Below are 13,148 nucleotides of genomic sequence, written 5' to 3' on the forward strand. Positions count from 1 at the left end.
GCACAAGTAGAAAATTAGCTGAAATAGAATCCCTGTAAGGTGCGCGGATCATTTTTATCAATCAACCTCTTCAAGACCTGATGTATATGGGTTTTCAGGTATTTTACCTTTACCTCTTTTTTTACACCTAACCATCCGCGCACAGATGCAGCTAAGAGCTAAATTTTTGATAGATAAAGCGGGGATGACCCAGACTTATATAACTACGGCTACACTGAAAAAGGTGCGTTTTATTTCTACCCACTGACACGATGAATCCTCAATCTTCCCGTTCTGACAAAATTCTGGTTGTGGACGACTCCCCGGATAATATTTTTCTCGTCAAAACTATTTTAGAGGCGGAAGGTTACACAATTAGCTCGGCTGAGAATGGTGCTGAAGCTTTGATAGCATTGCAAACATATAGTTGTGATTTAGTTTTACTAGATTTAATGATGCCGGGGATGGATGGCTATGAAGTGACTAGACGAATTCGCAGGGAAATAAATTTACAACAATATATCCCCATTTTATTGATTACAGCCCATGATACTGCTGATGTTGCACAGGGTCTAGACTTGGGTGCAGATGATTTTATTCGTAAACCTGTGGCAGTGGAGGAATTATTAGCTAGGGTGCGATCGCTCTTGCGCCTTAAACATAGTATAGATGAACGTGACCAAATTGCCCGTCAGCGGGAAGATTTTGTTTCTCGTCTCACCCACGATTTACGGACTCCACTCATTGCCGCAGAGCGAATGTTGATGCTACTGCAAAACGGTGCTTTAGGACAACTGTCTCCAGAAATTTACGAAGTGATGACCATCATGTCACGTAGTAATACAAATTTGTTGTCTATGGTCAATACTTTGTTGGAAGTTTATCGTTTTGAAGCTGGTCGCAAGAGTTTAGTTTTTCAACCTGTACAACTGAGTCAGTTAATCACGGAAGTTGCGGGAGAATTAAAACCCCTAGCATTGGCAAAAGCTTTAGCTATTAATCTTGATTTTGCTGGTGATTTAGCTGCTCAAGCCATTATATGCGATCGCTTAGAAATTCATCGTCTACTTACTAATCTGATTGGTAATGCCATTAAGTTTACAGACTCTGGCTCGGTGACTATCAGTTTAAAAGATCCAGAACAGTTAAATCATTTAAATTCGCAATTTTTTATTAATTCGGTTCCTAATAATTATATTGCCATAGAAATTAGAGATACAGGTGTTGGTATTCCTTTAGCACAACAAGCCAATATTTTTGAACGTTTTCGTCCTGGAAATCATCAAAGTTCTGGCAGTGGTTTAGGATTGTATTTGTGTCATCGCATTGTTACGGCTCATCAAGGTCAAATCATAGTTGATTCGGAAGTGGGAAAAGGAAGTATTTTTACTATTTATTTACCTAAAAAACAGTCGATAAATTGACTATGAGCAAATATTATTCAATAATTTTAAATGTTGATTTACCGGAGCAATAGTATTTGCTGCTATCATGCCACTTGCCGCTACAGCAGGTAAACCAATTCCAGGAAAAGTTGAATCTCCACAACATAACAACCCAGATAAAGGTGTTGTTGCACCAGGAAATAAACCTTGACCCGCAGCTATAGCTGGGCCGTAACTACCATGATGACGACGCAAAAATCTACTGTGGGTGAGAGGGGTTCCCACTAAGGTGACTTCACAACGGGAACGAATATCGGGGATAATTCTTTCTAAAGCTTGCCACATTACTTCCCCACGTTCTTGTTTTAATAAGGCATATTCTGGACTATTGCGTTCTATTCCTTGCCAAATGGCAAATGGTTCATTACCAGGAGTATAAACGTGAATTACATGTTTACCTGCTGGTGCTAAAGATGGGTCGAGAACTGAGGGAATAGATATCAAAACCACATTTTGTGGTGCAGTTACGCCTTGATGCCAATCGTTAACTACAATGTAATGAATGCCCAAGTTTTTAGGTAATGCTGCTGCATCAATGCCTAAATGTAGGTGCATGAAACTATCACATTCAGGGGTTGCTTGTTGCTTCTGTAGATAGAATTTAGGTACTGCACCAGGGGGAATGAGTTTGAGGGTATCCCACACAGAAGCGTTGGAAACAACTGCTTTACTTGCTTTAATTTCTTGACCATTGCGGAGACGCACGCCTACAGCACGTCGGTTTTCTACTAAAATTTCTTCAACATGGGCATTTAAGACTAATTTACCACCATGTTTCGTTAATCCTCGCACCAGTGCATCAACTAAGGCACCACTGCCACCTATGGGATAATCTAACTGGACGTGGGGACGATACCAGTCTGCAAACATGAATGCAACTTCTGCGGCAATTGTTCCCTCTGCGGGTAGTCCCGATAAGAGAAAGCAAAGCAGGTCTAACCAGTTGCGAATAAATGGGTCTGTAATCACACCATCAATGATGCGGGAGAAGGGCCCAGTTAATTTGATGACGTTAGCAGCTTGTTGCAGTAAAGCTGGGGCAAATTTACCCATAGTGAGTATGGCACCTAAATCGTAGCGTAAGGCCGCAGGTGGGAGAGCGATCGCACTTTTACCCAAAGGTGTCATAATTTCCTGTAGTTTACGCCATTCTGCTACAGCTTTTTCTCCCCGTAGTCTCTGCAAGATGTCACAAAATTGGTCAGCACCAACTTGAGTATCAAAGTTACCTTCTGGCAAATAGCAACCCCAGGTATCGTAATTGACGCAAGGTAAATCTTCTCCAATGGCATCTAGAACCTGCCGTAAAGGATTAGGAGAAGGGGTGTAAGATAAACCAGAATAGAGGGATGGCCCAGACTCGAATTTATAGCCATTGCGTTCAAAACTATGTGCTGCACCACCAGCAATGGAATGGCTTTCTACCACTGTGACATCAATTCCGTAGTGGGCCAACAATGCACCACAACTTAATCCTCCAATACCACTACCAATGACGACTACTTCTGTGTTGTTCATGAATAATAGTTGATTACTAGACGTTGTTTGATAATGATAAATTTTGTAGTGTCCCACAGCTAGGTTAAAACCCTTGAATAATCTACTCTCATTAAAGGAAAAATTACAAGCAGCACTTGATGTCATTACCACCCGCAAAGATGGTTCTCCGATTACCAATTTGCAAATAGACGCAACTACTGCTACAGAACTTGAGCAGTTGACTACAGAGTTAGAAAGTTGTAATCCCCATCCTCATCCCCTAGCCAATGCTATCGATTTATTGGCTGGTTGCTGGCAACTGCAATACTCTACTGCTAGGGAAATTCGGTCTTTAGTGAATCTACCTTTGGGTTTAAAGTTAGGTCAAGTTTATCAAGTAATTAATGTTGATAATAAACAGTTTTTTAATGTTGCTTTTGTCCAACATAATTGGGGATTATTATCTGGATATGTACGAGTAACTGCCAGTTTTGAACCTGCAATAGAGGATTCATCACCTGTACCAGATAAACGCATCAATGTCTATTTTGACAAACGCTTTTTAGCTATTAATAAAATTGTTGGTGTTCATACTCCTCAACTCAATCCCTTTAAAGTTATGTCTGCAAATAATCCTCGTGGACGAGTGGCAAGTTTGGATATTACTTATTTAGATGAAAATATGAGAATTGGTCGGGGTGGTGATGGTAGTTTATTTATTCTCAAAAAAGTGGATGCTATCCCTGGGAATACAAGTTTAATTTAAGGCTTGTTATTCCTTGGAAAATTCTCATATATACATTTCATGTAGGGTGTGTTGTCGCGTGGTGCAACGCACCGTCAATCATTTTATTTCTTGTAAAAATGCTTTTTGTCGTTCTCGTCTCTGCGTACGCCAAAAAATACAGCAGATTTCATTAGCCTCTGGCATAACACACCCTACGAAATAATTGATATTTGTTCTGCTCCAGACCAAAGAGGAAATTACCAACAGATAGATTAATTTACTGTTATCACTATCTCAATATTTATACGGTTGAGTTTATTGTTAAAAATATTATAGTATTTAAACAAGTCTAACTAAAAAAGTATAAAATTTTATTTACTTTTTTAGTTAGATAGACATGGTAATTACTGATTGCTGATCATTAATTTATTATCTGAAGTTTTAGTCTTCACATCTGTTACAGAAAGCTAATAGTCTCACAGTTCTGATAGTTACTCTGGAGAACTCAAAGCCAGAGATTGATTAAACATTTCCGCATCTATAATTTAATTTATGAGCTATAGCTCCCCCATCACTATCCTGCTGATTGATGATTGTCTTGAAGATAGGGAAATAGTTCGTCGCTTTTTACAAAGGGACAAGTTATATACCTATCGCATTGTGGAATTGGAAACAGGAATAGAAGCAATAGAATGGTGTCAACGAGAGACACCAGATATCATCTTGCTTGATTATATGCTGCCTGATGGGGATGGGATAGAGTTTTTGGAGGAATTTAGACAATATTTCTCCATTAGTCAAACCTCAGTAATTATGCTGACGGGACAAGGTGATGAAGTAATTGCCGTGCGGTCAATGAAAAGTGGTGCCCAGGATTATCTAGTCAAAGGGCAAATTACAGCGAAAATACTGCAAAGTACAATTCATCAATTATTTACCCAATTGCAGCTGAACCGACAATTAGAGCAAATTCGGGAACAGCAACAATTGATTGCATCAGCAGCTTTACGGATTCACCAATCACTGCAATTAGAAGAAATTCTCTCCACCATAGCTACAGAAGTACGCCAGTTTCTCAAAGCCGACCGGGTGCTTGTGTATCAATTTCACCCAGATATGAGTGGTACTATTGTGGCTGAGTCAGTGCTGCCGATCTGGAAAGTATCTTTTGGAATGCAAATAGAGGATACCTGTTTTCAACAGGGTGGTGGTAGACAATATTATCAAGGCAGAAAGCGGTCGATTGATGATGTTTATCAAGCTGGGTTAACAGACTGCCATTTACAACTGTTAGAAGAATTTGCAGTCAAAGCCAACTTGGTAGTACCAATTATGGTGACAGAGCAATTATGGGGTTTATTAATTGCTCATCAATGTTCTGCACCACGGCATTGGAAACCCCATGAATTGGATTTGTTGGATCAACTTTCGATTCAAATTGCGATCGCTATTCAAAAAGCAAGCGCCTATGAACAAGCACAAGCGGAACTAGCAGAACGCAAACAAGCAGAAATGGCCCTCCAGGAAAGTGAAGCCCGATTTCAGGCATTCATGAATCATAGTCCTTCCGCTTCCTGGATTACTGATACAGATGCTCGCCTAGTTTATGTCAGCCAAACTTATCTCCAAGTTGTAGAACTGGGAGCGCAAACGGTAGATGATGTCATTGGCAAAACAGCCTATGATTTGTATCCTGTAGAAATTGCTCAACAGTTTGTGGAAAATACCCGACTAGTAGCCCAAACCCAGCGGGTTCTAGAAACTATTGAAAAAGCTCCTAGACGAGATGGCACTATAGGAGATTTTTTAGTTTATAAATTCCCTTTACCCAACATATCAGGGCAATGTTTAGTAGGTGGAGTGGCAGTTGATATTACTGAAAGGGTACGTGCAGAACAGGCATTACAACAATTGAATCAAGAATTAGAAACAAGAGTTGAACAACGTACCGCAGCTTTACAAGAAAGCGAAGAAAGATGGCAGTTAGTATTAAGAGGTAGTAATGATGGAATTTGGGATTGGGATTTTAGAAAAAATGAAATATTCGTCTCCACTCGCTGGAAAGAAATGCGGGGATTGGAGGGTGAAGAAATTAGCAACAAGGTAGAAGAATGGTCAAGTCGCGTTCATCCTGAGGATTATGGGCGGGTTATCCAGGCAATTTATGACCATTTTGACCACAAAACACCTTTTTTCCAAGAAGAATACCGCATCAAACATACAGATGGCTCCTATCGCTGGATTTTAGACCGGGGTCAGGCTTTGTGGGATGAAACAGGTAATGTGATTCGTATGAGTGGTTCCCAAACAGATATCACCCAACGCAAAAAAGATGAAGCTGAGTTATTAGCAATCAGTACACTGCAAAAAGCTATTTTAGATGGTAGTGATTATTCAATTATTTTCACTGATTCTGAGGGTGTGATTCAAATTTTTAACGCTGGTGCCGAAAAAATGTTAGGGTACACAGCCGATGAGGTAATTGGTAAACACGACCCAAAATTATTTCATAAAGCAGAGGAAATACAACCACTTATAGCCAAACTTTCCCTAGAATTAGGTAGAGAAATTCCTGGAGGGAAGGAATTTTTTACTTATATGACTCAAAACGGCCAGATTTATGAAAATGAATTTACTTACATTCGCAAAGATGGCTCTAGTTGCCCTGTATTTCTATCACTTTCTGCCCTGTCTAATTCTCAAGGTCAAATTATTGGATTGTTAGGTATTGCCAAAGATATTACTGACCGCAAACGCAATGAGGAGGAACTACGACATCTTTCCGCTCGGTTGTCCCTAGCACTTCAAGCAGGAGCTATTGGCACTTGGGACTGGGATCTAGTCAAAGATCCTGAATGGGATGAACGGATGTATCAATTGTATGGCCTGCAAAGGTCAGAAATTTCATCAACTTATGAGGCTTGGAGAAAGGCAGTTGCTCCAGAGGATCTAGCTGAATTTGATGCTGATTTTCAACAGATGATGGAGGAAAAAAAGGAATTTAGGAGAGAATTTCGGGTTATACATCCAGATGGTAGTGTTCACTTTCTCATCTCCGCGCTTGTGGTCCAACACAACGAACAGGGTAAACCTAAACGCATGGTGGGTATTAACTACGATATTACTGAGCGGAAAAGAATAGAGTTAGCTCTCAGGAAAAGTGAACAACGCTATGCAGCTTTGACACAAGCTGCTCCAGTGGCTATCTTTCAAATTAATAGTGTTGGTGAATGTATATATGCCAATGACCGCTGGGGTGAGATCACAGGTAGACCAGCCATAGCTGCATTGGGGAAGGGATGGATTGATACTTTACACCCAGAAGACCGCGATCGCATTGTGGCTAAATGGAGTCAATGGTATCAAAACTATGAACCAGGACAAATTTATCGTCTGGAAGGTCGGTGTCTACGTCCTGATGACAGTATTACTTGGTTCTATTGTCAAATCCTAGCAGAAACCGATGGCGAGGGAAACATAGTTGGCTATATTGGCACATTGACAGATATCACTGAACAGAAACAAGCAGAAACACAATTGTGGCAGACCAACGAAGAACTGACCAAAGCCAATACAGAATTAGCCCGTGCAACAAGATTGAAAGATGAATTTCTGGCCAATATGAGCCACGAATTACGAACCCCCCTCAATGCCATTTTGGGCATGTCTGAGGGCTTACAGGATCATGTGTTTGGTGCAGTGAGCGATGTACAATTAAAAGCGATCGCTACTATCGAGCGTAGCGGTAGACATTTATTAGAACTGATCAACGATATTCTCGATTTATCAAAAATTGAATCTGGCAAATTAGAACTAGAATTGAGCGATGTTTCCGTCAAAAGCCTCTGTGATTCTAGTTTAATTTTCATTAAACAGATGGCATTGAAAAAAAAGATTAGCCTCAAATCCAATATTGCCAGTAACTTTGGTACCATCCAAGTAGATGAACGCCGGATGCGTCAGGTGCTAATTAATCTTTTGAATAATGCAGTCAAATTCACCCCAGAACATGGTTGCGTATCCCTTAAAGTTTGGCTAGAAGCACCAGTCTCTCCCCATTCCCCTACTTCCACATCTAGTCCCGTTCTCTGCTTCTCCGTCATTGATACTGGTATTGGCATTAGCCAACAGGACATGGGTAAACTGTTTCAGTCTTTTGTCCAAGTTAATAGTAGCCTCAACCGTCAATATGAAGGCACAGGTTTAGGATTGGCCTTAGTCAAGCGCATCGTGGAATTACATCACGGCACAATTACAGTCAGTAGCGAAATAGATAGAGGCAGTTGTTTTACTGTCCGCATTCCTTACCTGACCAATCATGAGAAGTTACCTACCCTAGTCCATCTTCCCTCATCTGTTGAGCAAGAATTATCTCCACCCACTGTCAAATCCCATGTGATTTTGTTAGTAGAAGATAATCAAGTGAATATTTATACAACCTTAGATTATTTAGAAAGTCGGGGCTATCGGCTGATTGTTGCTAACAACGGCAAACAAGCCCTAGAAATTTTGAAAACTGAACAGCCTGACTTAATTTTAATGGATATTCAAATGCCCGAAATGGATGGGATAGAAGCCATCCACCGCATTCGTCAAGATTTGCAGGTTGATGTGCCTATTATTGCCTTGACAGCCTTAGCGATGCCAGGTGATAAAGATAACTGTTTAGCTGCCGGGGCTAATGAATATTTCACCAAACCTATCCAATTCAAGCAATTAGTAGCAACTATTGAGAAACTTTTGAAACGTTAAACACTTACATAGGAAAATTTGCCAGTCATAATAGAGATTAGTGAAAAATCGCAGATTAATTAAAGTATCTATGAAACGTCGCGAGTTTATCAATTGGGTAGGTTTAGGTTGGATAGCCAGTTCTTTACCAGTGGCAATTGCTGCTTGTTCTTCGGAAACAACTACTCAAGCAAATTCCCCAAATAATTCCACTTCCCCAAATAACTCCACTGCTCAAACATGGCAAAAAGTGGGGACTGTGGCCCAATTAGATCAAAAAGGTCAACTATTAGCTCAAAATTCACCAGTGGGCCCAGTATTGGTAGTGGGAACATCAAAAAGCAAAAATTTAATTGCCGTCAATCCTACCTGTACCCATAAAGGCTGTACTTTAGGATGGCAAGCCAAAAAAAATCAATTTGTCTGTCCCTGTCATGATGCAGAATTTGGTCCAGATGGCAAAGTAAAAGAGGGCCCAGCGGAAAAACCTCTCAAGACTTTTACAGCCAAAATCGAGGGTGATGCTGTGTTGGTTAAACCTGCATAAAGATTACCAAAAAATCAATTCTCTCAGCCATCAGGGGTGTATAGGATTAATCCCATTTCACAAAAATTCGGAACCAAATATATTGGTTTGTTAATTCTTTCCCCCTACCCCCACAGACCAAATCGAAAATTGATTGCTAGTTTGTGGTACTAGTATTTAAATCTACTAAACTAAGAAGATAAACCCGTTAACATAGATTACAGCCATCAGTGCAAGGCTACATAATAAGATGCGTCTAGAGCAGCTGCAAGCCTTTCTAGCGATCGCCCAAACGGGCAGCTTTCAACAAGCAGCCAGAAAGTGTGGTGTAACCCAATCAACCATTAGTCGTCAAATCCAGTCATTAGAAGCTGATTTGGGGGTAGAACTGTTTCATCGAACCAGCCAAAGCAAGTTAACTTTAGGGGGTGAAAGATTACTACCCCGTGTCCGCAAGATTTGCCAAGAATGGGATACAGCCACTAAAGAATTAGCAGACTTAGTAGCAGGGAAACAGCCAGAACTGTGTATAGCTGTGATTCACTCCCTGTGTGCATCCTATCTGCCACCGGTATTACAAAAGTTTTGCCATGATTATCCAGATGTACAATTGCGAGTAACATCGTTGGGAAGCGATCGCGCCTTAAAAGTTCTCAAAGATGGTTTAGTAGATTTAGCGATCGTTATGCACAACCGCTTTTTAATCACCAGCAAAGAAATGGCTGTGGAAGTCCTGTACGAAGAACCGATAGAAGTTCTCACATCCATAAATCATCCCCTCGCACAATATGAATATGTACCTTGGTCAGAGTTAGTTCGCTACCCCCAAGTCATATTTAAAGATGGTTACGGAATGCAGCGTCTGATTCAAGATAGATTTGAACGACTAGAAGCAAAACTACAAGCAGCTTTAGAAGTAAATACCTTAGATGCCTTTCGTGGTGTAGTTCGGCAAGGAGAACTCATTGCCCTATTACCCCATTCAGCCCTCCTAGAAGCCAGATGCGATCCCACCCTTGCTGTTAGGCCCCTAGCCACTAACAATAGTCTGTCACCAGAACACTCCAATTTAAGCCGACGGGTAGTGATGGTCACAACTCAAGATCGACTACAAATTCCTCCCATTCAGCACTTTTGGCAACTTGTCCGTGATAACATTCAACTCCAGTTGAATCAACAACGCAGTGCTTGTTAAAAATAGCTCTATTTAAAGTAAGTTCGGGTTAAAGCTATTTTGCTATTCATTAGACATCTGGTAGTAATTAAGTGTGCGTGGTGTGAAACCCTTGTAGAGAAGTTCCGCTGGAACGTCTCTACATTCATTTTCACCAGATGTCTATTCCACGAAAAAATAGGGCTTGTGGGTGAAGATATAGTAATTTTTTCAGATGATCCCGAATATAGGTGATTGAGAAGTTAGCATCCATAGTTATAGATAATGAAGCTCCCACTAAAAGCGGGTTCTAGTCCTGACTCCTGCTATAACAATTTATTAGCATCAACGGGGATAAATCCAAACTAAAACATCAGGAGTATGAAGATAAACCAACTCATCCTCAACTCTGTGATTATGTCTCACCCATTGGCCAACAATTGTATATTGTTCATTTTTCAAAGGATCATCCTCTAAAGAGTCCGAGAATAGAAAAGCTAATTGCTTACCAATTTCATTGTCAGATAACTCTAAAAGATGATTAAGCGGTGAATTATAATCAATTATGTCACCTATTTGATAAGAAATTTGAGCCTTTTCCAGGTTAGCAACAATCAAGGATAAAGATAAAGGTGATTTCTTCCCAAATTTAGGATAAAGTTCCCTTTTCATTTTTTGAAAATCCCCATCAGGGTGTTCAGTCGCAATTACACAACAACCATGAGGAGCCATAATTTCTTGAAGACGTTCAAGAGATAATATTTCTTCATCAGTTCCTCTCGGAAACTCATATAAAGAATGCAAAACTATCACCAAATCGTAAGATGTGCTCAAACTAGCACTGGCTAAGGTTTGAGCAAATACTTGCCCCAAAAAAGAAGTAGATCGATAATTCTGAAATAATTTCTTCTGTTGCTCTAATTTGGGTTCTAAGGAATCAATAATTATTTGTAATTGAGGGAAATTTTCTCTCAATTTTCTTGCTAAATATATTGCTTTATTTCCATTCCCAGAACCAACATCAAGAATTTTTTGCGTTTCTAAATTTTGAAGATGCTTGAGGAAATCAGGAGCAAATTTCGGTAACTGCTCAATAATAGCTTCTGGAGTTAAAATATCTTCGTGAGAAACACCCAAAAATAATTCTAATCCGGCTACGTATTCTTGTTCTTTAACTGTTGGAGTATACATATCTCGACAAATTCCATTCATGTAATGAAAACCTAAATGGTTTCTTCTTAAGTTTGAAAATACCAACTGAGCGAAGTTACAAGAAAATTGGATTTTTAATTAAGTTTTGGACACCCCATATATAGGCTAAACAAACACATCTATATTGTGTTTGTTTATTTTCAATGAAAAACTATCACTTGACCAATACCCAGCGGGAAATAACCAGTATTTATAGCGGTTCCCTGTCTAATGAAGTACACACCAATTTATTCACTGTTTACTGCTCTCTGTTCCCTAAAACGAAAAAACCTTATACCTCACTAGCATGGGAACGGCTATATATCAATTATGTTGTCACTATAATCTAAGCAATTTCTTGTTTAGTATTATTATGTAATAATTATAAATTGTGAAACGCAGAAACATGTAGGTTTCTGTAACAATTTTTAAGAATAACATATTTAAGCAATAAATTATAATATCTGGCAGATTTGTATTTATCAGTGCTATTCAAATTAGAAAACAAATCATACCAGGAAAATTACTAGTATATATTTTGACAGTTTTTTTGCAAAGTGTGACCTATTGCACTCGTCTGTAATATGAGGAAGGTAGACAATTGCTTAACCTTAAAAATAAATTAAAATTTCCCCAATTTTCGGTTAAAAGTAATTGGCAATTTTTATTGTCTTTAATTGGTTTACCAATTATTCATTTATGTTTAGTGAAACTTGCTATCTCTATTTCTTTGGATAATGGTGTAGCAGCAATTTGGCCTTCTTCTGGTATTTATATAGTGGGAATATTACGCTTTGGTATTAAATTTTTACCTGCCATTGCATTTAGTGAATTCCTGAGTAACACATGGTTATATGGTATTATTTATAAAACACCGTATGTTGTTTTAGTAGTGACCATAATTACTATAGTAAATTCTTTAGATGCTCTAATTATTTACTTGTTAAATAAAAAATTTATAGGTTCTGATAACTATTTTGAACGGTCTCAAGATACATTCAAATTTCTAGCAATTGCTGTGGGAGAATCTTTTTTTACTTCTCATGCAGCAATTCTGACTCTTTGTTTAACTCAAAACCTTCCTTGGGACGCTTATCAAATATCCTGGTGGGCTTGGTGGATGGCATTACCTTTAAATACGTTATTTATTACTCCTCCTCTCTTAGCTTGGACAAAAACACATCATAGAAAACGTCCCTTACCATCTTCTTGGAAATTAGAGTTGTTGTTAATGGGATTCATTATTGCTGTAATTAATCAGATTTCTTTTATTAAAGCTTATCCAATTGAGTATACTTTTTTACCTATTTTAGTTTGGTCTGCTTTTCGGTTTCGTTTGCGAGAAACAAGTATTGTAACATTATTAATCGCGGCTCTGGCTATTTGGGGGACTACTAAAGGAACAGGTTCATTTTATCGTCAATCAACGATGGAATCCCTGATTTTATTACAATCTTTTATTGGTGTTTTTGCTCTCACATCTTTAGTTTTATCCGCCACTATTCGAGAAAACTGGTGGGCAGAATTTCGCCTGAAACAAGCTAATGAAAATCTAGAAGAACGAGTAGAAAAAAGAACATTAGAATTACAAGATGCACTCAAAGAATTAAAATTAACTCAGTCACAAGTTATTCAAAATGAAAAGATGTCAAGCTTGGGTCAACTAGTAGCAGGTATTGCCCATGAAATTAATAATCCCGTCAATTTTATTCATGGTAATATCACCCATTTTAAAGAATATACACAAGACCTGTTAAATCAGAAATGTTGAATCCTAATACAAAACTTTACATATCTAGTTATACTAGCTCTAAAAAGGTTAAATATGTCAACAAAACATAATCTCCTCAAACCAATGAACATAACTGATTTTCTGACACATACAAGATTGTAAATAGCGAAGTTTATCTAATAGCT

Annotated in this window: 8 protein-coding genes; 6 read left to right on the top strand and 2 right to left on the bottom strand. The window is 38.8% G+C overall.

The window, feature by feature from the left end:
- Nucleotides 1–251: 251 nt before the first annotated feature.
- Complete coding sequence (locus tag H6G73_RS12760) at nucleotides 252–1,403, top strand: hybrid sensor histidine kinase/response regulator (RefSeq protein ID WP_190604920.1); 1,152 nt, start codon at nucleotides 252–254, stop codon at nucleotides 1,401–1,403.
- Here H6G73_RS12760 and H6G73_RS12765 read toward each other — a convergent pair whose 3' ends face one another.
- Nucleotides 1,404–2,942, bottom strand: a complete 1,539-nt coding sequence (locus H6G73_RS12765; protein ID WP_190604922.1) for a phytoene desaturase family protein — start codon at nucleotides 2,940–2,942, stop codon at nucleotides 1,404–1,406.
- A gap of 73 nt (nucleotides 2,943–3,015) precedes the next feature.
- Here H6G73_RS12765 and H6G73_RS12770 point away from each other — a divergent pair, with 73 nt between their 5' ends.
- From H6G73_RS12770 to H6G73_RS12785, 4 genes are all read left to right on the top strand, one after another.
- The gene (locus H6G73_RS12770) at nucleotides 3,016–3,669 is read left to right on the top strand and encodes a PAP/fibrillin family protein (protein ID WP_190604924.1); all 654 of its coding nucleotides are present in this window, start codon (nucleotides 3,016–3,018) and stop codon (nucleotides 3,667–3,669) included.
- Nucleotides 3,670–4,182: 513 nt separating this feature from the next.
- On the top strand, nucleotides 4,183–8,382 hold the full coding sequence (locus tag H6G73_RS12775; protein ID WP_190604926.1) for a PAS domain S-box protein: 4,200 nt from the start codon (nucleotides 4,183–4,185) through the stop codon (nucleotides 8,380–8,382).
- Between the two features lie 70 nt (nucleotides 8,383–8,452).
- Nucleotides 8,453–8,908, top strand: a complete 456-nt coding sequence (locus H6G73_RS12780; RefSeq protein WP_190604928.1) for a QcrA and Rieske domain-containing protein — start codon at nucleotides 8,453–8,455, stop codon at nucleotides 8,906–8,908.
- Nucleotides 8,909–9,137: 229 nt separating this feature from the next.
- A complete protein-coding gene (locus tag H6G73_RS12785) occupies nucleotides 9,138–10,082 on the top strand; it encodes a LysR family transcriptional regulator (RefSeq protein ID WP_190604931.1) in 945 nt (314 codons plus the stop codon).
- A 303-nt stretch (nucleotides 10,083–10,385) separates the two neighbouring features.
- On the opposite strand, the gene H6G73_RS12790 is transcribed toward H6G73_RS12785, so the two are convergent.
- Complete coding sequence (locus tag H6G73_RS12790) at nucleotides 10,386–11,231, bottom strand: class I SAM-dependent methyltransferase (protein WP_190604934.1); 846 nt, start codon at nucleotides 11,229–11,231, stop codon at nucleotides 10,386–10,388.
- A gap of 601 nt (nucleotides 11,232–11,832) precedes the next feature.
- Here H6G73_RS12790 and H6G73_RS12795 point away from each other — a divergent pair.
- Nucleotides 11,833–13,002: an MASE1 domain-containing protein gene (locus tag H6G73_RS12795; protein ID WP_190604936.1), complete on the top strand. Its 1,170-nt coding sequence runs from the start codon at nucleotides 11,833–11,835 to the stop codon at nucleotides 13,000–13,002.
- Nucleotides 13,003–13,148 lie beyond the last annotated feature (146 nt).

The sequence above is a fragment of the Richelia sinica FACHB-800 genome, assembly GCF_014698825.1.
In the GTDB taxonomy this organism is placed as follows: domain Bacteria; phylum Cyanobacteriota; class Cyanobacteriia; order Cyanobacteriales; family Nostocaceae; genus FACHB-800.